Origin of the sequence: Janthinobacterium lividum, assembly GCF_034424625.1 — a bacterium.
GTDB classification, from domain to species: domain Bacteria; phylum Pseudomonadota; class Gammaproteobacteria; order Burkholderiales; family Burkholderiaceae_D; genus Janthinobacterium; species Janthinobacterium lividum.
Genome location: NZ_CP139976.1, coordinates 776,761 through 798,342, shown reverse-complemented (window position 1 = coordinate 798,342; position 21,582 = coordinate 776,761). Strand labels below are relative to the sequence as shown.

The window sequence follows — 21,582 nt, the reverse complement described above, 5'->3', positions numbered from 1 at the left end:
CCCTCAATGCAAATACGAATCATTACGAAAATTATCGACTATTGATAGCCCTTCAGCACATCGTCGATCACCCGCTTCAGCGACGTCACGCTCGCCGCCGTGATGTACCAGGCGTCGGCATCGACAAAGACCACGCGGCCATTCTTCCAGGCATTGGTCTGGCGCAGCAGTGGATTGGCCATCTGCTCGGCCGTCATGACGGGACGGTGTTCCATCACGGCCGTGCGGTCCACCACATAGATGATGTCGGGATTGGCTTGCTGGATGAATTCGCTGGAAATCGGCTGGCCATGCAAGCCCGCCTCGACGGCTGTGCTGGCAGGTTTCACGCCCAGCGCATCGAAGACAAAACCGTAGCGCGACTGCACGCCGAACGCGCTGAAGGCGCCATTGTTGTGCAGCACGATCAGCGCTTTTTCGGGACGGTCCTGAATCACCTTGCGCGCGTCCGCCACCTTGGCGTCCAGCTCCTGCGCTTTCCGGCTGGCGATATCTTCCTTGCCGAAGATGCTCCCCAGGGTCAGCAAGTGTTGCTTGACCACGTCGATGTGCTTGCTCTCGCTGTTCTGGTAATCCACGTCGAAATGCAAGGTGGGCGCGATCTGGCTCAGTTCCTTGTAGTGGTTGGCCTGGATCGACGTCATCAGTATCAGATCGGGCTGGAGCGCGTGGATGTGCTCGAGATTGGGCTGCACGATGGCGCCCAGGTCGCGGATGGCCTGGTCATCCTTGTAGCGGGTGAGGAAATGCGGCACGTAATCCTTCACCATGCCGGCCACGGGCACGCCCAGTTGGTCGAGAAAATCAACTTCGTTCATGTCGAGCACGGCCACCCTCTGCGGACGATGTGTGACCACCGTCGTGCCCAGCTTGTGCACGATGGTGATGGGGGTAAATGCCTGCTCTGACGCGGAAGCGGCCGGCGCTGGCGGCGCCGTGGCCGCCTTGTCGCGGCAGCCTTGCAGGGCGGCCATGGCGGCGAGCAGCACGGCCAGCGCGCAGCGGGATTTGTTCCAGATCATCTCAAGCTCCTGTGGGGGTAAAGTAATTGCAGACGCAGCCGCGCTCGTTGCGCACGATGTGAAAATCGATGTCGTACAGCGCCCGCAAGCGCTGTTCCGTCACGACCTCGTGGGCGGGGCCGGAAAAGCGCACGGCGCCGCCCTGCATGGCGACGATGTGGTCGGAATAATTGGCGGCGAAATTGATGTCGTGGATCACCAGAATCACGGTGCGGCCCTGCTCGTCGCACAGGCGCCGCAGCGCGCGCATGATCTGCACGGCGTGCTTCATGTCGAGGTTGTTGAGCGGCTCGTCAAGCAGCAAAATGTCCGTCTGCTGGGCAATCGTCATGGCCAGGAAAGCCATCTGCCGCTGGCCGCCGCTCAGCTCATCGACGTAGGCGGCGCGCAAGTTTTCCAGCGACAAGAAGGCGATGGCGTCATCGATGGCTTGCCGGTCTTGCGGCGTCAAGCTACCTCGGCTGTAAGGAAAACGGCCGAAGGCGACCAGTTCTTCCACCGTCAGGCGCAGATGAAAATCGGGCGACTGGCGCAGGGTAGCCACCAGTCGCGCATAGTCCTGGATCTTGATGTGCGCGATGCTGCGCCCGTCTATCGTAATCTCGCCGCCATTCGCTTCCTGCAGGCGCGCGATGAGCATCAGCAAGGTCGTCTTGCCGGCGCCGTTCGGGCCGATCAAGGACGTCACTTTACCCTTGGGAAACTGCGCGCTGACGTTGTCCAGCACGCGCCTGGCGCCGTAGCTTTTTTTGATATGGTTGACGTGGATCATGCGGTGCCCCGGGTTCGGACCATGAGCGCGAGGAAATACGCGCCGCACACCAGGTTGACGAGGATGCCAACCGTGGTCCGGTAGTTGAAAACGTGCTCGACCAGCAGCTGGGCGGCCAGAAAGATGGCGATGGCGATGGCGCAGCCCAAGGGCAAGGTGACCCTGTGGCGTGCCGTGCGGGCCAGGGCATAAGTCGTGTTCGCTACAAAGATGCCCATAAAGGCCGTGGGCCCCAGCAAGCTTGTCGACACGGCCACCAGCACGGCGATCAGCGCCAGTTGCAACTGCACCATGCGCCGGTAATCGATACCGAGCGAGATGGCCTGCTCGCGCCCCAGCGCCAGCACGTCGAGCGCCGGCAGGGTTTTCACCACGGCCACGCAGGCAGCGCCCACCAGCAAGGCCGAGTACAGCAATTGTGCGGACTGCGCCTTGTTGAACGATGCCTGGCTGAAACCCTGCAAAATGGCAAATTCACCGGGACTGATGCGCAGCTGGATGAACTGGGTAAATGTGCCGATCACCATCGTCAGCACGAATCCCAGCAGCAACAGGAAATACACGTTGTTCTTGCCATCACGAAACAACCAATAGTGGATGGCCCAGGAATACGCCAGCATCAGCGCGATGGACAGCACGAAGTTGCCGTTCTGCCCCAGCAGCACCACGCTGTGCATGCCCATCGCGAGGATCAGCAGCGATTGCAACAGCAAATACACGGCTTCATAGCCCATGACGGCCGGCGTCAGGATGCGGTTGCCGGCGATGGTCTGGAACACGATCGACGACACGGCCACGCAAACGCCGCCGATGACGATGGCGGCCAGGCGCGATAGTCGCTTCGGGATGATGTAATCGAAATCCAGATTTGCGCCGATGAAGAGGAAAGCCAGCCCCAATGCAAACACGGCCAGCCACAGCATCCGTTGCGTCAATACGTCCCTCATCGCCGCCCCCGGATGATCAGCACGAGGAACAGCACCCCGCCCACGCCGCCCGCCGTCAGGCCGATCGGCACTTCGAATGGATAGATCAGCAGGCGCCCGGCGATGTCGCAGGCCAGCAGCAGCGCCGCGCCGCCCAGCGCCACGATGGGCAGGGTGCGCGCCAGGTTGTCGCCGTAGCGCAAGGCCACCAGGTTGGGAATGGCCAGCCCGACAAACGGGATCGCCCCCACCGTGATCACCGTGGCCGCCACCGTGACGGCCACCAGTATCAAGCCCAGCGCCACCGTGCCCGCATAGTTCAAGCCCAGGCTGGTGGCCATGCCCTCGCCCATGCCCAGCACGGTAAAACGCTGCGCGTACACATACGTGAGGGCAACGATGGGCAGGATCAGATAAATGATTTCATAGTTGCCCTGCACGATGCGGGAAAAATCGCCGAGCAGCCAGCCCTGCATGCTTTGCAGGATGTTGTGGCGGTAGGCATAGAATTCGGCCAAGGCGCTGAGCACGCCGCCATACACGAGGCCGATGACGGGGACGAGTATCGTGTTCTTGAAGCGGATGCGGCGGATCAGGGCAACGTACAGTACGCTGGCGGCAAGGCAGAAGGCCAGCGCGAACGCCATCTTGCCGGCCGTGCCCGCCGCGGGCGCCGCGGTCAGCGCCACGAGGATACCCAGCTTGGCCGCGTCGAGGCCGCCCGAGGTGGCCGGTTCGACGAATTTGTTGCGCACGATGTGCTGCAGGATGACACCGCAGACAGACAGGCCCACGCCCGTCAGCACCAGCGCCGCCAAGCGTGGCAGCCGGCTGGCCGTGAGGGTCAGCCAAGCATCGGCGGACAGCGCGTCGGACGAGGACAACAGCTGCGCCCACTCCATCTGCCTTGCACCGACCAGCAAGGACGCGCAGCACAGCAGGAAGAACAGGCACAGCAGACTCGCGCGTATCAAATCGTCATCCCGTTCATTGCTGCGGCGCGGCGGAGGCGATGCGCCAGCCCTTGGCCGCCTGGCGCTGCGCCAGGAAGTGCGCATACAGGCCGTCCTGCGCGCGCAAGGCGCTTGGCGTGCCCTGCTCGCGAATCGTGCCACCGTCCAGCACGACGATTTGGTCGGCCATGGCCACCGTCGACAGCTGGTGCGCGATGACGATCACCGTGCGCCTGCCGCGCAGCCGCGCCAGCGCTTCGGCGATGGCGGCCTGGTTTTCCGCGTCGAGCGCGGCTGTTGCTTCATCGACCAGCAGAATCGGCGCATCCTTGACCAGCGCGCGGGCGATGGCGATACGCTGGCGTTCGCCGCCGGACAGGCGCGCGCCGCCCTCGCCCACCAGGGTATCGAGCCCCTGCGGCAAGCGGGCGATGATCTCAAACACACCCGCCTGCCGCGCCGCTTCCAGCACCTCGGCATCGGTGGCATCCGGCTTGCCGATGCGGATGTTGTCGCCGATGCTGCCCTGGAACAGATAACTGTCCTGGAATATCTGGCTGATCTGGCCGGCCAGTTGCTCGCCGGACATGTCGCGCACATCGACACCGCCCACCAGCACCGTGCCTGCACTGGCGTCAAAGAAGCGCGCGATCAGGCGCACCAGGGTCGTCTTGCCGGAGCCGGAGGCGCCGATCAGCGCCGTCATGCTGCCCGGCGCAATCTTCAGGTTGATATCCGTCAAGACGTCGGCCTGATCCTGTGCATAGCGAAAACCTACGCCGCGCAATTCGACGGCGCCATCGCGCGGCGCTTGCGGCTTGTGTGCTTCCGGCAAGGGTTGCACGGCGAAAATATCGCGCGCAGCGTCCAGCGGGCCGCGCGCGCCGCGCAGCACTTCGCCATAGCTGGCCACTTCCTGCAGCGGGTCGACAAAGCGCACCACCAGCAGCAAGGCCACGATGACAGCGATGGCGTCTTGCGCAGCGGCGGCTCCGCCCAGCAGACTATTGAACCACAGCGCGGCGGCGGCCAGCAAGGCGGCGAAGATGGCTTGCACGGTCCAGGCGTTAAGCACGGACGACAGCGCCGACAGGTAAATGAGCCGCGTGCCCGCGTGGCGCTGCGCGTCGATGGCTTGCTGCAGGAAACGCGTGCCGCCGTCAGCCGCACCACCGCCGTTACCATTGAAGGCGCGCAACACCGATTGCGCCTGCGCAAACTCCACCAGGCGCTGGCTGGTCTGGGCAAAATGATGGTGGTAGGCATCGTCGGCGCGCTGGCCCAGGTATGCCGTGAGCCGCAAGGCGCCCGCCAGCAAGGGCAGCGCCAGCAACGCGATGACACCCAGTTGCCAGTGCAGCGCAAACAGCGCGGCAAGCATCACCACGGGCGTGACGGCGCCGCAGATGACAGGCGTGAGCACGTGGGCGGGCAGCTGGGCCACATTCATCATGCCTTGCGTGATGACGTGGCCCAGCTTCGCTGTATTCTCCGGCGTAAACCAGCCGACGGGCAGGCGCGCCACGTGGTCGCCCAGGCGCTGGCGCGCCCCTTGCAAGACCGTCACGCCCACGCGCACGCCCGCTTTTTCCACCTGGCGCCGCCAGGCCCAGCAAGCGACCAGCCCGGCCAGCAGCACGATTAGCCACAGGGCCGCGCCGCCCGTATCGCCGGCCAGCAAGCGGCCCAGGGCCAGCACCAGCGCCGTGATCGTCAGCCCGCTGAGCACGCCGTACGCAAGCGCCATGGCACAGTAGCGGCGAAACACGGGCGCATCGTCGCCCAGCAGTTGAATGAATGTTTTCAGCATGGGAGCAGCGTTTCTTTCGAGGTGTCTTGATAGCCGCCCAGCGCCCACAGTTGCGCATAGCGGCCCTGGTGGGCAAGCAAGCCGGCATGGCTGCCCTGCTCGACGATGACACCGTTCTCGACAACGACGATATTGTCGGCATGCATGACCGTGTCGAGCCGGTGCGCGATCACCAGCAAGGTGCGGCCTTGGGCAAAGCGCGACAGCGCGTCCTGGATCGCCACTTCGTTTTCCGCATCGGCCGCGGCCGTCGCCTCATCGAGCACCAGCACGGGCGGGTCGAGCAGCACGGCGCGCGCGATGCTCACGCGTTGCAACTCGCCGCCGGACAGTTGCGCATCCTCGCCGAGGACGGAATCGTAGCCGCGTGGCAAGGCCAGGAGGCGCTCGTGAATGTTCGCCAGGCGCGCCGCCGCTTCAATTTCCTGCAAGCTGGCCGACGGCCGGCCCAGCCCGATGTTCTCGCGCACGCTGGCGTGGATCAGCCGCACTTCCTGCAGCACAAAACCGATGCGCCGGTACAGCTCTGGCGTGGCGATGTACCGCAGGTCGACGCCACCGAGGGTGATGCGTCCTTCAGCGGGATCGAAAAAGCGCAGCAGCAACCGTGCCAGGGTCGACTTGCCGGAACCGGAGGCGCCGACGATGGCCGTCACCGTGCCAGGACGCAAAGTGAGCGTGATGTCCGACAGCACCTTGTTGTGCCCATCGTAGGCATAAGCGACGCCTTCCAGGCGAATCTCCGTGCCGTCAGGCAACTGCTGCTCATCCGGTGCCGGCTGCGCCAGTACGGGCGTGTCGAGCAAGGCTTGCACGCGCTGGGCGGCACCCGTGGCATTGTTGAGGTCATGCGTCAGGTAATGCAGCAATAGCATGGGCGCGGAAATGCCGGGCGCCACCAGGGCGAACGGCAGGATATCCACGGGCGCCATCGCCTCCAAGGCCACGAAGGCCGTGCCGGCAATCACCACCACGCCCAGCACGGCGACGGGCGCGATCAGGGCATTGGCATTCGCCATCGAGCCGACCAGCGGACGCGTAAACGCGGCGAACGCCGCGGCAAACGCATCGACGGCGCCACGGTAGCTGCCATGCGCGCGTCCCGTGGCGCCAAAGGCCTTGACCACGGGAATGCCGTTGACGAACTCCACCACGGCATTGTTGATGCGCCCCATGCCAGCGACGAATTGTTCCATGTTGCCGCCACTGGCTTTCATGGCACGGCCAAAGAACAGGAAGAAGCCGGGAAATGGCAGGATGGCAATGAGGGCCAGACGCCAGTCCATGGCGAACAGGTAAATAATGGAGATGGCGATGGCGCCCACGGCGCGTCCCGTCGTCGTGTAGAAGTGCGCCGTGAGGCTGTGCAGGGTATTGATATCGTCCTGCATCGCCTGCTTGACCTCGCCCGAAGCGCGGCTGGTGAACCAGCCCAGCGGCACTTGCCCCAGGCGCTGCATGGCTTGCAGGCGCAGTTGATGGGTGAGGCGGTTGTCGGCCAGGTGCGCGGCCAGCTCGCCCAGCGAGATCAGGGCCATGCCGGCAAACAGGCAAGCGACGCTGGCGATGATGATCTGCCATACATCGCCCCGCGCCAGCGCGGGGTTCAGGGCGATGTGCGCGATCTGCGCGATGCCTGCCAGCGGTACCAGTGTGAGCATGGAACCAGCGCCGGCCAGCACGGCGGCGGCGATCAGGCGTCCGCGGATGGGCTGGAGTATCCGGCTGATCGGGCCGGCCTGGCGGCTTGGGCTACTCATGGGAAAGGAGGGGGAAAACGTGCATAAGGTCAATGATTAAGGGTGGCTCTCACCCTATATCCCGAACGAGAATGCGAAACCCTCAATCGGGCCCGCGAAATTGTCAGGCAGAGGCTTAGGGTATGGCTTGCACCGTCACCCAGTAGCGCGTGCGCGCAACGATTTGCACGGGCAAGGCCAGCGCCAGGTTGTGCAGCGCGCGGTCCGTGTCGCGCAGGGAAAATACGCCATTGACGCTCAAGCTGGCCACGGCAGGGTCGCAGCGCAGCAGGCCGGGGCGATAGCGGGCCAGTTCCGCAAGCAGCTCGTCCAGGCGCATGTTGTCGGCCACCAGCACGCCCTTGCTCCAGGCCATGGCGCTGGCGGACGCGGGTGCGCCAGACTGCACGATATCGGCCGAGAAGATGGCACTGTAGCCCGTGTCGATGCGCACGGCCTGGCCAGGTGCATGCGCGAGGCGCACTTCGACGGCGCCCTCGAAGACGGCCACGCGCGACGTGTGTTCGTCTTGCCGCAAAGTAAAACGCGTACCCAGCGCCCGCACCGTGCCGTGGCGTCCCTGCACGCGGAAAGGCCGCTGCGCCGGATCGGGATCGTGCGCCGTCGTGACGAGGATTTCGCCGCTGCGCAGGATCAGCAAGCGCTCGCTGGCGTCGAAGCGCACGTCGATGGCCGAAGCGGAAGCGAGCATCACGCGCGTGCCGTCAGGCAGGGTAATCTCGCGGATCTCGCCTGTGCCGGTGCCGTGGCTGGCCGTGGCCACTTGCCAGGCATCCGTGCCGCGCAGCAAGTACGCCATGCCACCCACAGGCAACAGCACGGCCAGCAGCTTCAGGGCACGGCGGCGGTTCAGGTAGGCGGCCGGCGCCGGTTCGCGCAGCGCGTGCCGGGCCGCATCGCGCGGCACGCTGTGCAGCTTGCCTTCGAACGCTTGCAAACGCTGCCAGGCGAGGTCGTGGTGCGGATGCGCGGCACGCCAGCGGGCACAGGCAGCCCGGTCTTCCTCGCTGGCGTCATCGGACCACAGGCGCGCCATCCACTGGGCTGCCTGCTGCACGATGGCCGGTGCAATCACCACCTCCATGGCTCAGGCGTCCGGCGCATGCATGGCCTCGTAGCAGGCCAGCAAGCCGGCGGCGATGTATTTTTCGACGGAGGACACCGAGACGTCCAGCTCGGCGGCGATGTCGCGGTAGCTCAGGCCATCGAGTTTGCACAGCAGCAATGCCTTGCGCGCCTTGGCGGGCAGCCGGTGCAGCACGGCATCGATTTCCGTCAGTGCCTCGATCACCAGGGCGCGCTCTTCCTCGGACGGCGCCAGCGCTTCGGGCACCAGGGCCAGCACTTCCAGGTAAGCCGTTTCGATCTGGCGGCGGCGGTACAGGTCGATGACCATGCCGTTGGCGATCTGCGTCAGGTGACGGCGCGACTCCCCGGCCGGCGGCACCCTGCCCGTCTTCATCAGGTGCAGGTACACATCGTGCGCCAGGTCGGCCGCATCGAAGGCATTGCCGAGTTTACGGCGCAGCAAGCCACGCAGCCAGTGGTGGTGGTCGGTGTAAAGACTACTGACTTGCTGCTGAAGCGCTAACTCGGCGGTGCTCACGATACCCTTCCTGTCGCCAACGGCCGGCAAGAACAGGCGCATCGGATTATAAATGAGAATTATTCTCATTGTACGCGGAGTAACAAGGAAAGCGCAACACGGCGGCGGGCAGCAAACGCCGTCAGCCCTGCTGCCTGGCCGGCTTGAGCAGCCTGAAGGCGGCCCATAGCGAAGGCCGGTAGACGTGCAGTGCGGCCGCCAGCAGCACGCCCCACGCCAGCGGAGCAAGCAGCCCCAGGCGCTGGGCAAAAAGGGCATGCCCCATCGCCAGCAGCGACAGCACGATGGCGTTCAGGTACAGCGCGCGGCGCGGCAGCGGACGCCAGACGCGCATGCCCAGTTCCGTCTTGACGACAAAATACACGAGGAAACCCAGCAGCTGCGCCACGGCGGCGCCCGTGGCGCCACAGCGCGGCACCAGCACGGTGCCCGCCAGCAAGGTGCTCAGCAAGCCTGCCGCGAAAGCGGCGATGGATAAGGAAGGACGGCGGGCCAGGCTGATGCCGACACCGGTCACTTCCGCCAGGGCGTACAGCAGCGGCTGGCCCACGGTGGCCACTGCCAGGTAGGCGACGCCATGATAATTGGGAGGCAATATCCATCCGATCAGCCAGGCCAAGGCGCCCGCCAGGCAAAAGCCCACGACCACGATAGCCTGCGCATGGCGGCAAATGGCGGCAATATTCGACAGGTCGCCACCGGCGGCGGCCCATTTGTGCACTTGCGGCACCCAGACAATCGTAAAAATCGACTGCACCAGCCAGGCGCCGGCGGCCACGCGCATGGCCAGCGCATAAATACCGAGTTCCTCAAAGCCGGCAAAGAAACGCAGCAAGCCCATGCCGGCCGACAGCATGGACAGGTAGAAAATGCCGCTCACCAGCAGGGGCCCCGCCTCGGAAAGCAAACGCCGCAGCAGCACGCGGTCCATGGTGGCAGCCCAGGCTTGCGCCAGCGATACGCGCGCATGCCACAGCAGCCATAGCGTGACCAGCCAGGTGGCGGCCACGACCAGGGTTGCCAAGTGCACGAAATTGCGCTGCGGATCCCACCACAGGACAGGCAGCAGCAACAGCAGCGTCATTTTTGGCAGCACCTGCGCCAGGCTGAATATCCAGGCGCGCTCCTGCATGCGAAAGAGTTGCGCGATCAGGCGATTGGCCAGGGCGCTCAGCATGCCTGCAGCGAACAGGACGGCCAGTGCGGGTTGCGCAACGTCAAATAACAGTTGCGATACCGGCGCGGCAAACAGCAGTATCACGGCCAGCGCCACGGGAGCCAGCAGCACGGCCGGCAACAGGCACGCCTTCAGCAAGTCGCTACGCACGGTGCTGTAATGGTATTCATGCAGAAAGGCCTTATCCAGCCCCAGCGACAGCAGCAAACCGGCCACCGTGCACGCGGTCATGAAGAAATCCAGCTTGCCGATGTCGGCAGGCGGAAACAGCCAGGCCACGGCAGGCACGGTGGCAAGGCTGCACAGCAGCGACAAGATGGGGCCGGCTGAAAAACCCGCGAGACGGGTAAGGCGCATCATTCAGCCAGGCAGGGCATCTCAGCCATGCCTGTCGTTGGAGAAACGATACGGCACCGTGTCCGAATCGGCCGGCACGCGCCAGTGGTCCGGCGCATCATAGCGATACGCATGGTCCACCGCATTGACGAGGATGGCTGGCGTGCTGCAGTAATTCTGCACGCCATGCCAGACGCGCGGCGGCACGACGAGCAGGCCGGGACGCTTGGTGCCCAGCTTGAATTCGTTGAGCATGCCAAAGGTGGGCGAATCTGCACGCGCGTCGTACAGCACCACGCGCATCTGGCCCGCCGCCACGAACAGGCGGTCCGTCGTGATGGCATGCGCATGCCAGGCGCTCAGCCCGCCCGGCTCCAGGGTCGAGGCGAATATCTGGCCTATCTGCGCCGCATCGGGCACCCATTCAGTACGGAAAATTTCAGTCAGGCTACCGTACGCCGTCAAGACAGGCTTGATTTCCTGAAAAATCACGCCATCGATCAAGGAAGGCGTCGTCGGCTTCCATTCCTTGGTGATGCTTTCGCCATCCTGCTTCGCGCCAGCCAACAACCAGTTATCTTTCTCAGCCACCAGATTACCCCCAGAAATTTTATAAAAATGCTCTTATGTATTGCAACCGTATTATCTATCGCCGCGGCAGGTCCTTCAATCCCCGGCGGCGGCGCAATTCGCGTATAAACGTTCCTTTACGCCAATATTTAAGCCAATAACTGGGTTGTGGCGGCCACATGCCAACGCTATATAACATTCGCCGCGACAACGCTTTCATGGCAGTGACCGCACATTGAAGCGGTGCAATGCGACGCTCATGGCCCACCTTGCCGTACAGCGTGGTGACAGCCTGCAGAATATTCAACGGATCTTGCATCTGCTCCCACCAGAACGCATGCTCGGCGTGTTGCCGGTCCAGGTAGGAATTGCTGCGGCTGCCAGACTGGATCAGTATGGCTCCGATGCGGGGATGGGCCAGCATCGGCCGACCCGCGCGGTACACGCGGTGCAACCACGCCTGCGACGGCCAGCAGCGCACTTCCCATGACGGCTGCCATGGCCCGATCTGCAGGGCCAGCTCACGCCGCATGACCCACAGAGTGGCCGGTACGTCCATCCACGGACGGTATGGTTGCATGCCGTCCGCCACCGCCCCCACCATGTGATATCCCTCCGGCAAGACTACCAGTCCCTGGCCAAAGACCAGGTCAGCGCCGGCGCGCTCGAGGACATCGATACTGCTTTGCAAATGATCGGGCAACCACAGGTCATCGTGGTTCAGGAATGCCAGATAGGTGCCGCGCGCCAGGCTGACACCGAGATTGTTGGGTCCCGTCTGCTCGCCGTAATTGGTGTCCAGGTTCACAAAGCGGATGCGCGCGTCGCCGAACGCGGCGACCACCTCGGCAGTGTCGTCGGTGCAGCAATCGCCGACGATAATCAGTTCCCAATCCTGCACGGTGCTGGCGAGTGCCGATTGAATCGCATACCCGAGGATATTGCTCCGGTTATACGTGGCCATGACAATGGAAACGAGCGGGTGTTTCTCTGACTGCATGGCAAGCCTTTCACATCACAGACAAAAAAATGCCGCCCAAATACATTGAGCGGCATTTCGCAATGGACGAATGCAGTATGTTGCTGGCGCTCGCCAGCAAGCATCTGTCCTTAGACGTTGAACAGGAAGTTCAGCACGTCGCCATCCTTGACGACGTATTCCTTGCCTTCGGCGCGCATCTTACCCGCTTCCTTGGCGCCCGCTTCGCCCTTGTAGGCGATGAAGTCGTCATAGGCGATGGTTTGCGCGCGGATGAAGCCGCGTTCGAAGTCGGTGTGGATCACGCCGGCCGCTTGCGGTGCCGTGTCGCCCACATGGATGGTCCAGGCGCGCACTTCCTTCACGCCAGCCGTGAAGTAGGTTTGCAGGCCCAGCAGCTTGTAGGCGCCGCGGATCAGACGGTCCAGGCCTGGCTCTTCCATGCCCATGTCGGCCAGGAAAGCGCCCTTGTCGGCATCGTCCAGGTCGGCGATTTCCGCTTCCAGCGCGGCGCAGATGGCGACGATGGGCGCATTTTGCGATTGCGCGTAGGCCGTCAGCTGGTCCAGCAACGGGTTATTCGTGAAGCCCGTGTCGGACACGTTGGCCACGAACATGGCCGGCTTGGCCGTGATCAGGCAGAGCGGCTTGATCAGTTCCATTTCGTCGGCGTCCAGGCCCATGGCGCGCACGGGCTTGGCATCGTTCAGGTAAGGCATCATGCGTTCCATGATGGCCAGCAGCTTGGCCGCGTCCTTGTCGCCCGAACGGGCTTTCTTGTTTTCGCGGTGGATGGCTTTTTCCACGGTGCCCATGTCGGCCAGCGCCAGTTCAGTCTGGATGACTTCGATATCGTCGAGCGGATTGATCTTGCCGGCCACGTGGATGACGTTGTCATCTTCAAAACAGCGCACGACGTTGACGATGGCGTCCGTTTCGCGGATGTGCGACAGGAACTGGTTACCCAGGCCCTCGCCCTTCGATGCACCGGCCACCAGGCCGGCGATGTCGACGAATTCCACGATGGCGTTGACCATGCGTTCCGGCTTGACGATGGCGGCCAGCGCATCCATGCGCGGATCCGGCACTTCGACGACGCCGACGTTCGGCTCGATGGTGCAGAACGGATAGTTTTCAGCCGGGATGCCGGCTTTCGTCAGTGCATTGAACAGGGTGGACTTGCCGACGTTCGGCAAGCCGACGATACCGCATTGGAGACTCATGGAAAACCTTTAAATAATCAATATTGCCGGCAAGCGGCTGGTGCAAAACGGCCGTTGCGGGCGTTTTCTGGATAATCTTGCTGTATTAATGCTTGTAAGGGTCAATTGTACCTCTATGCACCCTACTCTTCAAAAAAACCGCCCTCTGTGCCGCTAACTGTCGCCATCCCCGTCGCCCGGCTGCGACGCATCGAATTCCAGGATGTCGCCGGGCTGGCATTCGAGCATCTCGCAGATTTTCGACAGGGTATCGAAACGCACGCCGCGCACCTTGCCCGACTTTAAGAGGGACAAATTCTGTTCCGTGATGCCGATGAAGGCCGCCAGTTCCTTCGATTTCACTTTTTTCCTGGCCAGTACCAGGTCGAGACGCACGACGATGCCCATCAGATAAACCCGCTGTTTTCATCGGCCAGGCGCTGGCCTTCATGCAGGATTTGCGCCAGCGCAAGGAAAACCGTGCACAGCAGCAAGGTCCACAAGTCGCCGCCCGTGATGTCGATGACCAGGCGCAACTGGCTCGTCCCCTCGTCCAGCAAGCCAAACAGCATGCCGCGCACGGTCGGCTCCAGCAACGTCAACACCGTTCCCAGCAGCAAGCCGCCGGCAAAACGGCGAAAGCGCTGCGCCACCTGCGGCGTAAAAAACACCCCCTGCTCGAACTGGCGCAAGACCACGGCCAGCTGGCGTACGGCGTCGCCCAGCACCAGCAAGGCTGGCAAGGCCAGCGCCAGGCCCAGACCCAGACCCCGCTGCCACAAGGGCATGGCCGCCAGGCGCTCGAATGGCTGGCTCTGCAATTGCAGCAACAATTCATACATGCCCGCATCGCCCAGGCTGCCGTGCGCGGCCGGCGCGGGCGCCAGCCAGCCCAGCACCGTCAGCAGCAGGTACAGCACAAAGAACGCGGAGACGCCGTAGCGCACGCGCCGGCTCAGCGCCGCCGGTCCCTCTGGATTTTTTTTCATATTTAAAAGTATACGAAAGCGTCAAGTCTCGTTAGAATAAATTATCGTAAAACAATAATTAAATCATGTTTTGCGACCATTTTAACATGTTCGCTCACCCCTATCGACTGGAGACACCATGAAAACCCTGCTTGCCTCACTCGTTTGCAGCACCGCCTTTTTGCTCAGCGGCGCCGCCCGCGCCCATGACTTGCATGCCATGCTGCAGCAGGCGCTGGCCGACAAGAGCGTGCCGGCCATGGCCATTCTCGTCATCCGCGACGGCAAGATCGAAGCGCAAACGCAAGCGGGCGTGCGGGCCAACGACGGGCACGATAGCGTGCGCGCCGATGACGTGTGGAATATCGGCTCCGACGGCAAGGCCATGACGGTGACCCTGATCGCGCGGCTGGTGGAACGGGGCGTGCTGTCGTGGGATGCGCCGCTGTCCAGCATGCTGCCCGCGCTGGCCGGCGGCATGCGCGCCGAGTACCGCGATGTCAACCTGATGGATCTGCTGTCGCACCGCGCCGGCCTGCCGCCCAACCCCGATGAGGCATGGATCAATTCCACCTATACGGACACGCGGCCATTGCCCCTGCTGCGCCTGGAATACGCGCAGCGGGCGCTGGCCGATGCGCCGGTAGCCGCGCCGCGCGGCGAATCGCACTACTCGAACAGCGGCGCCATGATCGCCGCCGCCATCGCCGAGCGGGTCACGGGCAAGACATATGAGGAACTGATGCAGGCGGAGGTGTTCGGCCCGCTGGACATGCGGGCCGCCTTCGGCCCCACCGTGCGGGGACAAAACCTGGGTCACAAGGAAAACAAGCCGATTGCCGGCTTGATGGCCAGCAATCCGCTGATGATGGCGCCCGATGGGGAGATTCACCTGAGCATGCAAGACTGGGCCAAGTTTGCGCTCGATCAACTGCATGGCGAGCAAGGCAAGGGGAAACTGCTGAAACAGGAAACGTATGTGTTGCTGCACACGGCGCAGGGCGACACGAATGCGGCATTGGGCTGGGGCGTGATGCACTTTCCGCCCCAGGCCCCGCAGCGCGTGCTCACGCACCTGGGTTCGAACGGCTACTGGCACGCGCTGATCGCGCTGGCACCCGGCAGCGGCGACGGCTTGCTGATCGCCGCCAACGCGGGCGAAGGCGGCAGCGCCCAGGCCAGCCAGCAGCAGATGGCGAAAACCATCATGGCCGGCTTCGGCAAGGCGGGGAAATAATTACGCGGTGTGCAACTTCATGGTTGCCGCCTCGAACTTGCCCTCGACGATCTGCGGCATCACCTGCAAGGATTTGTCGATCGCCTGCTCGATCAGCTCCTGGTCTTCGCGGCGCGGGCGGTGCAGCACGAAATCGGCCACCTGCTGCTGCAGGCTCAAGGTGCGCGGATGGCCGATGCCCAGGCGCAAGCGCCAGTAATCCTGCGTACCCAGCGCGGCAGTGATGTCCTTCAAGCCATTATGGCCGCCGGCCGAGCCGCCCTTCTTCAGGCGCGCGATGCCAGGCATCAGATCGAGTTCGTCGTGCACGACGAGCACTTCGTCGGCGGCAATCTTGAAGAAGCGCGCCAGCGCGCCCACGGACTGGCCCGAGCGGTTCATGAAGGTCAGCGGCTCGAGCAGCCAGACTTCATTGCCGCCGATGGAAGTCTTGGCCAGCATGGCGTTATAGCGCGAATCGCGCTGCAAGCGCGTGCCGGGCAAGCTGTTGGCGAGGTTGTCCACCAGCCAGAAGCCGGCATTGTGGCGGGTTTGTTCGTATTCGGGTCCCGGGTTGCCGAGGCCGACGATCAGGCGTATGGGCATGGCTGTGTCTGCAGTGTAAAAACGTATTATCGGTGAAAACAGGCAGAAAAAAACCCGTCCGGAGCGAACCGGACGGGTTTTTCCTTGCGACTACCGCATTGCTGCGGCGGCAAAATTACTTCTTGTCAGCAACAACTTCAGCAGCAGCGGCTTCAGCAGCAACGTGGCCAGCCGGTACCGAAGCGGTAGCGATGGTCAGGTTGGCGCCGTGGGTGACAGCGGTCACGCCAGCTGGCAGGACCAGGTCGCCAACGTGCAGCGAGTGACCGACGTCGATGTTCGACAGGTCAACGTTGATGAATTCTGGCAGTTGGCCTGGCAGGCACGAAACTTCGATTTCGTTGGCTACGTGGCTGATGGTCGCGCCGTGCAGTTTGACTGCTGGGGAAACGTCAGCGTTGATGAAGTGCAGCGCCACTTTCACGTGGATAGCTTGCTTCGAGTCAACGCGCTGGAAGTCAGCGTGCAGAACCAGTTGTTTGTATGCGTGGACTTGGAAGTCGCGCAACAGAACTTGCTGGGAAACGCCGTCGATTTCCAGGTCCAGGATCGACGAGTGGAACACTTCTTTTTTCAACGCGTGGTACAGGGCGTTGTGATCCAGCGAGATCAGCACCGGGGCTTCAGCGCCACCGTAGACGATACCAGGGGTTTGGCCGGAAATGCGCAGGCGGCGGCTCGCTCCGGAACCTTGCAATTCGCGTTTAAATGCGATAACTTTCATGTGAAACTCCAAGAAGAACAAGGCTTGCGCCTTGTGTTATGAAGACTCCCGCGACCAGGAATCCTCGAAAATGGGGTGAAAAACACCCCGAAAATGAAAACACTGCGGCGCAACAGGCAAAAAGCCGGTCGCGCCGCAGGCATTACGTCTGTTGCTGCTCTTGTCGAATTAATCGATAAAGAGGGAAATAACCGAATCACCCTTGATGATGCGCTTGAACGTCTCGGCCAGCAGCGGCGCGCACGTCAATTGACGGATCTTGCCGCAGGCCAGGGCCGCTTCGGACAGGGGGATCGTATCGGTCACGACCAGCTCATCGAGTGGCGATGCCGAAATACGGTCAATCGCCGGGCCCGACAGCACCGCGTGCGTGCAATACGCCACGACTTTTTTCGCGCCGCGCTCTTTGAGCACTTCGGCAGCCTTGGTCAGGGTACCTGCCGTGTCGACCATGTCATCCATGATCACGCAGTTGCGGCCTTCGACTTCACCGATGATGTTCATCACTTCGGACACGTTCGCTTTTGGACGACGCTTGTCGATGATGGCCAGGTCGCAGCCCAGGCGTTTTGCCAGGGCGCGCGCACGTACCACACCGCCGACGTCCGGCGACACCACCAGCAGGTCCTGGTAGTTTTTCTTTTGCAGGTCGCCCAGCAAAATTGGCGAAGCGTAAATATTGTCGACTGGAATATCGAAGAAACCTTGAATCTGGTCAGCGTGCAAGTCCATGATCAGGACGCGCTCGACACCGGCTTCTTCCAGCATGTTCGCCACCACCTTGGCCGAAATCGCCACACGCGCGGAGCGTGGACGACGGTCTTGGCGGGCGTAGCCGAAGTAAGGAATTGCGGCGGTGATGCGGCCAGCGGAAGCACGTTTCAAGGCATCAACCATCAGCATGATTTCCATCAGGCTGTCGTTGGTTGGAGCACAGGTGGATTGCAAAACAAAAACATCCTTGCCGCGCACGTTTTCGTTAATCTCGACCATTACTTCGCCGTCGGAGAATTTCGAAACGTTTGCTTTACCGAGAGGGATGCCGAGGTTTTTTGCGACCCCCTCTGCCAACGCTGGATTCGCGTTGCCGGTAAAAACCATCAGGTTTTCGTAAGCCATGGGAGTCCCAAGAGGTGATATAGAAGTCTTGAAAAGCACTAACCGGGCATAGGCCCGGTCAGTCATTGTTTAGAATATGCCGCGTGGCAACATATCTGCTTTTTTCCCGTACTGGACGCCAACTTCGCATCGACAGACTACGGTGAAATGGTGGCAGGGGAAGAAGGATTCGAACCTTCGCATGCTGGAATCAAAATCCAGTGCCTTAACCAGCTTGGCGATTCCCCTACGTTACTGACTGCTTGCCGTCATGTTGGCCAGTATTATACCGACTATTTGACGCTAAGCAAAATCTTTTTTTGCTCTCTACAACATGGTGAGCATCGGGTGGCGGCTCAGCGCTTTTGCCTTCCAGGCGATCCAGACCGGTGGCACATTGCTGAGCACCGCATCCGCTTCTTCCTGACTGCCAAACGCACTGAATACACAAGCACCGGAGCCAGTCATCCTGGCCTCACCGTAAGCACCCAGCCATTCTACCGCATCTGCTACCGGCTTGAAAAGACTGCATGCCACTTGCTGTAAATCATTCTTGCCAAACCCGCCCGCATCGTTTCCTTCTGCGAGGTACCTGGAAAAGTCCGCTATTGTGACGGGTTCGGTATTTCTCGTCAAGCCTTCCGCGCAAAAAATTGCGGCGGTCGGCACTTGCACGCCCGGCTCGATCACCACGTACCAGCATTCGGGCGTGGCGACGGGCTGCAAGGCCTCGCCCACGCCTTCGGCAAAGGCGTTTTCGCCAAAGATGAAAAACGGGATATCGGCGCCCAGCGGCAAGCCCAGCGCCATCAATTCCTCGCGGCTCAAGCCCGCTTGCCACAGGCGGTTCAATGCCATCAGGGCCGTGGCCGCATCGGATGAACCGCCGCCGAGTCCGCCGCCCATGGGCAGCACCTTGTCGATGGCGATATCGACGCCGCGCGGCAAGGCGCCCGTGCGGCGCAGCACTTCCGCCTGCAGCAGCTTGGCGGCGCGGATGATCAAATCCTGTTCTTCCGGCACGCCGGCCAGTGCCGTCACGCGGCGGATCAGCGCGTCGTCGCGCAGCGCGAAGTGCAAGGTGTCGCCATGGTCGAGCAACTGGAACACCGTCTGCAGCAGATGGTAGCCATCGGCGCGGCGGCCGTTGACGTGCAAAAAGAGGTTCAGCTTGGCGGGAGCCGGGCAGTTATTCAGGGTAGTCAACGTCATTGTGCTTGAGCGGATGGGGCGGGATCGAGCACGATGCGCAGCGAGACGGCATCGGCCTGCGCACTGGCATTGCGTTCGGCATCGATACGCCGCGGTTGGGGCAAGGCGCCCGGTGTATTGTCGGCCGCATTTTGCCCTACTTCTTGCCACGACACATAGCGCAAGCGCCAGCCATCTTTCGTGGTGACGCTGTCGTTCGCCGGCGAAGCGACGAAACGTTTGCCATCGGCGCCCACGGCATAGCCTTGCAGCCAGTCGCGCAAGCCCGACACGGGCAAGGACCAACCCAGCATCTGCGCGCTCAGGGTATCGACATCGGGCGCGCTGCGCGGCGCCTTGCCGCTCTGCGTCAATACGGCTTGCTGCGGCGTGACGGCAATCGTCGCCAGCGTACTGCCGACAGGCGAATACAGGGTCACGTCCGTGCGCTGCGCCGTCTGTTGCCAGTTGAAATTGACGGTGGCCGATTCAGGCTTGTCATCCTTCTGGTACACGACGTTCAGGCGGCCCGTCAGTTCCACCTGTTCGCGGTAAGGCGCGACGGCATTACCGGACGGCGCGGCGCCGGACGAAAAGGGGGAAGTCAGGGTCGAGCAGGCCGAGAGGGACAGGCACAGGACAGTCAGAGGGATGAAGTTTTTTGGCATGGGGAATTTTTTGAGTTCACCCCAAGTGCAAAACCCGGGGTCTGACCCTCAGGGTCTGACCCCAGAATTTGCCCTTGGGTTAACAATCACAAACTGACATTCAAGCGCGCCAGCGTACTTTTCAGCGCATCGTTTTTCGGGTCCTTGCCTTGCGCCTCGCGCCACAGCTTTTGCGCTTCGGCCTTGTCGCCCTTCTGCCACAGCACTTCGCCCAGGTGGACGGCGATTTCCGGATCGCTGCGCACGGCATAGGCGCGGCGCAGCGAATTTTCCGCGGCGGCCAGGTTGCCCATGCGGAACTGCACCCAGCCCATGCTGTCCATGATGAACGGGTCGCCCGGCGCCATCTGCAAGGCTTTTTCGATCAGCGCATGGGCTTCCTCAAGGCGGATGCCCCGTTCGGCCAGCGAGTAGCCGAGGGCGTTATACGCATGCTGATTGTCGGGCGCCAGCGCCATCACGCGGCGCAGGCTCGCTTCCATCAGCTCGAGTTTATCCAGGCGCTCGGCCAGCAGGGCGTAGTCGTACAGCAGTTCCGGATTGTCGGGGAAGCGCAGCAAGGCGTTTTCCAGCACCGCATAGGCGCTTTGCACATAGCCGGCATCGCGCAGGAATTGCGCGTCGACCAGCAGCACCTGCGCCTGGCTTGCCGGATCGTCCGTTTCGATTTCCGTCAGCGCCTTGCGCGCCGCATCGAGATTGCCGCCGCGGGCGATCAGCTGGGCGCGGCGCAAGCGCGCCTCGACATAGCCGGCGGAAGCGCTGTTGTCGACCTTGTCCAGCCAGGCGATGGCGCCGGCCGTGTCGCCGCGCGTCTCGGCGATCTGCGACAGTATCATCAAGGCCTTGAACGGATCGCGCGCGTCGCCAGGATTTTTATCCAGCACGGCCAGGAAGCGCTTGAAGTACTGCTCCGCGCCCTTGGTGTCTTCCAGCTGCAGCGCCACGATGCCCAGCGCATACAGGCCCCCCACGTTATCGGGCTGGCTTTTCAGCAGCAGCAGGAACTGGTCGCGCGCCGGCTCCAGCTGTTTTTGCTCGACCAGCAGGCGCGCATACGCGCCGCGCACTTCGACGGCATCGGGATTCTTTTGCAGGAAAGTGGCCAGCACCTTGCCTGCAGCCTCGGGCTCGCCCGTCACCTGCGCCAGGGTCAGCGCGGCCAGCTCGGAGTTCGGCTTGATGGCCAGCGCCTTGTTCGCTTCGCCGATGGCGCGCTCGCGCTCGCCGAGCGACAGGGCGCCCTGCGCCAGCACCAGGTGCGCTTCGAACATGTCCAGGTAGGGCTGCACCAGGCGCGTCACCATCGCGTAGGCATACAGCTTGTCATTCGCCCGCGACAGGATCTGCTGCATCTGGAACAGGGCCACGCCGCGCGCGCCCTGCGGCGCATTGGCCAGGCGCTGGGCAAAAATCGGTTCCGCTTCTTCGATCTTGTCCGTCAATACGACGAAGCCGAGGAAGAACTGGGTCGCCTCATCGGATTCGGGCGCCAGGTCGCGCCACAGGCGGATGGCCGCCAGCGCCTCGCTGCCCTGCTTGGCGGCCAGCGCCATTTCGGAAGCGCGGCGCGCCAGGCGCGGGTCGCGCGTCTGTTGCGCCGCCACCATCATCGTCACGTACGGCCCTTGCCACTGGCCGCTCTTGAATTCCATTTCAGCCTTGGTCAGCTTGTACAGCAAATCGCTGCTCAACTCGACCTTGGGCAGCTTCTCGCCCTTGGCGTCGTCGCCGGACTCGGTACCGGGCGCTTGCGACGCAGCGGCCGCAGCGGGACTGGCCGCCCCATCGACAGGGGCAACAGGCGTCTGTGCCATGGCATGCGTGGCCATCAGGGCGGACAAGGTTACAATGGCGAAAGCGTTTTTCAAAGGCTGATCCTGGCTGAACGGCAAAGTTTGATTCTACGCCCAACGCGGCTATCGCGTACTTCACGTATGTAACGAAATATATACGTCGTGGCGGCGTAGCGCGCCCGGGCCAGCCATCCGCCGGCAA

Annotated in this window: 21 protein-coding genes and 1 tRNA gene; 1 reads left to right on the top strand and 21 read right to left on the bottom strand. The window is 62.7% G+C overall.

Features of this window, described 5'->3' with window-relative positions; all coding sequences use genetic code 11:
• Window positions 1–38 precede the first annotated feature (38 nt).
• The 14 genes from U0004_RS03520 to U0004_RS03455 form a co-directional block, all read right to left on the bottom strand.
• Window positions 39–1,022, bottom strand: coding sequence for a siderophore ABC transporter substrate-binding protein (locus U0004_RS03520; RefSeq protein WP_070259575.1), 984 nt, complete (start codon window positions 1,020–1,022; stop codon window positions 39–41).
• A 1-nt stretch (window position 1,023) separates the two neighbouring features.
• A complete protein-coding gene (locus tag U0004_RS03515; RefSeq protein ID WP_070259573.1) occupies window positions 1,024–1,794 on the bottom strand; it encodes an iron ABC transporter ATP-binding protein in 771 nt (256 codons plus the stop codon).
• Complete coding sequence (locus U0004_RS03510) at window positions 1,791–2,741, bottom strand: iron chelate uptake ABC transporter family permease subunit (RefSeq protein ID WP_070259571.1); 951 nt, start codon at window positions 2,739–2,741, stop codon at window positions 1,791–1,793. Before U0004_RS03510 ends, U0004_RS03515 begins: the two co-directional genes overlap by 4 nt.
• Window positions 2,738–3,691 (bottom strand): ABC transporter permease, encoded by a 954-nt coding sequence (locus tag U0004_RS03505; RefSeq protein WP_174718116.1) that lies wholly within the window; start codon window positions 3,689–3,691, stop codon window positions 2,738–2,740. Before U0004_RS03505 ends, U0004_RS03510 begins: the two co-directional genes overlap by 4 nt.
• A 16-nt stretch (window positions 3,692–3,707) precedes the next feature.
• Window positions 3,708–5,483, bottom strand: a complete 1,776-nt coding sequence (locus U0004_RS03500; protein ID WP_070259568.1) for an ABC transporter ATP-binding protein — start codon at window positions 5,481–5,483, stop codon at window positions 3,708–3,710.
• Window positions 5,477–7,243: an ABC transporter ATP-binding protein gene (locus U0004_RS03495; RefSeq protein WP_070259566.1), complete on the bottom strand. Its 1,767-nt coding sequence runs from the start codon at window positions 7,241–7,243 to the stop codon at window positions 5,477–5,479. The genes U0004_RS03500 and U0004_RS03495 overlap by 7 nt, the downstream gene beginning before the upstream one ends.
• A 115-nt stretch (window positions 7,244–7,358) precedes the next feature.
• Complete coding sequence (locus U0004_RS03490; RefSeq protein ID WP_070259564.1) at window positions 7,359–8,327, bottom strand: FecR domain-containing protein; 969 nt, start codon at window positions 8,325–8,327, stop codon at window positions 7,359–7,361.
• A gap of 3 nt (window positions 8,328–8,330) precedes the next feature.
• A complete protein-coding gene (locus U0004_RS03485; protein WP_070259611.1) occupies window positions 8,331–8,849 on the bottom strand; it encodes a sigma-70 family RNA polymerase sigma factor in 519 nt (172 codons plus the stop codon).
• Between the two features lie 121 nt (window positions 8,850–8,970).
• Window positions 8,971–10,386, bottom strand: a complete 1,416-nt coding sequence (locus tag U0004_RS03480) for a lipopolysaccharide biosynthesis protein (protein WP_070259563.1) — start codon at window positions 10,384–10,386, stop codon at window positions 8,971–8,973.
• 18 nt (window positions 10,387–10,404) lie between these two features.
• Window positions 10,405–10,953, bottom strand: a complete 549-nt coding sequence (locus U0004_RS03475) for a dTDP-4-dehydrorhamnose 3,5-epimerase family protein (protein WP_080753191.1) — start codon at window positions 10,951–10,953, stop codon at window positions 10,405–10,407.
• A gap of 55 nt (window positions 10,954–11,008) precedes the next feature.
• Window positions 11,009–11,932: a glycosyltransferase family 2 protein gene (locus U0004_RS03470; protein WP_070259562.1), complete on the bottom strand. Its 924-nt coding sequence runs from the start codon at window positions 11,930–11,932 to the stop codon at window positions 11,009–11,011.
• 110 nt (window positions 11,933–12,042) lie between these two features.
• The gene (gene ychF, locus U0004_RS03465) at window positions 12,043–13,134 is read right to left on the bottom strand and encodes a redox-regulated ATPase YchF (protein WP_034778348.1); all 1,092 of its coding nucleotides are present in this window, start codon (window positions 13,132–13,134) and stop codon (window positions 12,043–12,045) included.
• A gap of 153 nt (window positions 13,135–13,287) precedes the next feature.
• Window positions 13,288–13,521, bottom strand: a complete 234-nt coding sequence (locus U0004_RS03460) for a helix-turn-helix domain-containing protein (protein ID WP_070259561.1) — start codon at window positions 13,519–13,521, stop codon at window positions 13,288–13,290.
• Window positions 13,521–14,102, bottom strand: coding sequence for a hypothetical protein (locus U0004_RS03455; RefSeq protein ID WP_070259560.1), 582 nt, complete (start codon window positions 14,100–14,102; stop codon window positions 13,521–13,523). The genes U0004_RS03460 and U0004_RS03455 overlap by 1 nt, the downstream gene beginning before the upstream one ends.
• A 118-nt stretch (window positions 14,103–14,220) precedes the next feature.
• Here U0004_RS03455 and U0004_RS03450 point away from each other — a divergent pair, with 118 nt between their 5' ends.
• Complete coding sequence (locus U0004_RS03450) at window positions 14,221–15,318, top strand: serine hydrolase domain-containing protein (RefSeq protein WP_070259559.1); 1,098 nt, start codon at window positions 14,221–14,223, stop codon at window positions 15,316–15,318.
• On the opposite strand, the gene pth is transcribed toward U0004_RS03450, so the two are convergent.
• From pth to U0004_RS03415, 7 genes are all read right to left on the bottom strand, one after another.
• Window positions 15,319–15,903, bottom strand: a complete 585-nt coding sequence (pth, locus tag U0004_RS03445; RefSeq protein ID WP_034753275.1) for an aminoacyl-tRNA hydrolase — start codon at window positions 15,901–15,903, stop codon at window positions 15,319–15,321.
• Between the two features lie 115 nt (window positions 15,904–16,018).
• A complete protein-coding gene (locus U0004_RS03440) occupies window positions 16,019–16,627 on the bottom strand; it encodes a 50S ribosomal protein L25/general stress protein Ctc (RefSeq protein WP_070259557.1) in 609 nt (202 codons plus the stop codon).
• Between the two features lie 168 nt (window positions 16,628–16,795).
• The gene (locus U0004_RS03435) at window positions 16,796–17,746 is read right to left on the bottom strand and encodes a ribose-phosphate pyrophosphokinase (protein WP_034753270.1); all 951 of its coding nucleotides are present in this window, start codon (window positions 17,744–17,746) and stop codon (window positions 16,796–16,798) included.
• Between the two features lie 151 nt (window positions 17,747–17,897).
• Window positions 17,898–17,974 (bottom strand) — tRNA-Gln (locus U0004_RS03430).
• Window positions 17,975–18,052: 78 nt separating this feature from the next.
• Window positions 18,053–18,937 carry a 4-(cytidine 5'-diphospho)-2-C-methyl-D-erythritol kinase gene (gene ispE, locus U0004_RS03425; protein ID WP_070259550.1) on the bottom strand — a complete coding sequence of 295 codons (885 nt, stop codon included), beginning with the start codon at window positions 18,935–18,937 and terminating at the stop codon, window positions 18,053–18,055.
• Complete coding sequence (locus tag U0004_RS03420; protein WP_034778337.1) at window positions 18,934–19,584, bottom strand: outer membrane lipoprotein LolB; 651 nt, start codon at window positions 19,582–19,584, stop codon at window positions 18,934–18,936. Before U0004_RS03420 ends, ispE begins: the two co-directional genes overlap by 4 nt.
• A gap of 86 nt (window positions 19,585–19,670) precedes the next feature.
• Window positions 19,671–21,455: a tetratricopeptide repeat protein gene (locus tag U0004_RS03415; protein WP_070259609.1), complete on the bottom strand. Its 1,785-nt coding sequence runs from the start codon at window positions 21,453–21,455 to the stop codon at window positions 19,671–19,673.
• Window positions 21,456–21,582: the final 127 nt, after the last annotated feature.

Bases quoted from the DNA above. Each gene is read 5' to 3' on its own strand.
- U0004_RS03510 (WP_070259571.1), bottom strand. From the start codon at position 2,741: ATGAGGGACGTATTGACGCAACGGATGCTGTGGCTGGCCGTGTTTGCA.
- U0004_RS03470 (WP_070259562.1), bottom strand. From the start codon at position 11,932: ATGCAGTCAGAGAAACACCCGCTCGTTTCCATTGTCATGGCCACGTAT.
- U0004_RS03480 (WP_070259563.1), bottom strand. From the start codon at position 10,386: ATGATGCGCCTTACCCGTCTCGCGGGTTTTTCAGCCGGCCCCATCTTG.
- U0004_RS03490 (WP_070259564.1), bottom strand. From the start codon at position 8,327: ATGGAGGTGGTGATTGCACCGGCCATCGTGCAGCAGGCAGCCCAGTGG.
- pth (WP_034753275.1), bottom strand. From the start codon at position 15,903: ATGCCCATACGCCTGATCGTCGGCCTCGGCAACCCGGGACCCGAATAC.
- U0004_RS03515 (WP_070259573.1), bottom strand. From the start codon at position 1,794: ATGATCCACGTCAACCATATCAAAAAAAGCTACGGCGCCAGGCGCGTG.
- ispE (WP_070259550.1), bottom strand. From the start codon at position 18,937: ATGACGTTGACTACCCTGAATAACTGCCCGGCTCCCGCCAAGCTGAAC.
- U0004_RS03420 (WP_034778337.1), bottom strand. From the start codon at position 19,584: ATGCCAAAAAACTTCATCCCTCTGACTGTCCTGTGCCTGTCCCTCTCG.
- U0004_RS03450 (WP_070259559.1), top strand. From the start codon at position 14,221: ATGAAAACCCTGCTTGCCTCACTCGTTTGCAGCACCGCCTTTTTGCTC.
- U0004_RS03435 (WP_034753270.1), bottom strand. From the start codon at position 17,746: ATGGCTTACGAAAACCTGATGGTTTTTACCGGCAACGCGAATCCAGCG.
- U0004_RS03460 (WP_070259561.1), bottom strand. From the start codon at position 13,521: ATGGGCATCGTCGTGCGTCTCGACCTGGTACTGGCCAGGAAAAAAGTG.
- U0004_RS03495 (WP_070259566.1), bottom strand. From the start codon at position 7,243: ATGAGTAGCCCAAGCCGCCAGGCCGGCCCGATCAGCCGGATACTCCAG.
- U0004_RS03500 (WP_070259568.1), bottom strand. From the start codon at position 5,483: ATGCTGAAAACATTCATTCAACTGCTGGGCGACGATGCGCCCGTGTTT.
- ychF (WP_034778348.1), bottom strand. From the start codon at position 13,134: ATGAGTCTCCAATGCGGTATCGTCGGCTTGCCGAACGTCGGCAAGTCC.
- U0004_RS03520 (WP_070259575.1), bottom strand. From the start codon at position 1,022: ATGATCTGGAACAAATCCCGCTGCGCGCTGGCCGTGCTGCTCGCCGCC.
- U0004_RS03455 (WP_070259560.1), bottom strand. From the start codon at position 14,102: ATGAAAAAAAATCCAGAGGGACCGGCGGCGCTGAGCCGGCGCGTGCGC.
- U0004_RS03440 (WP_070259557.1), bottom strand. From the start codon at position 16,627: ATGAAAGTTATCGCATTTAAACGCGAATTGCAAGGTTCCGGAGCGAGC.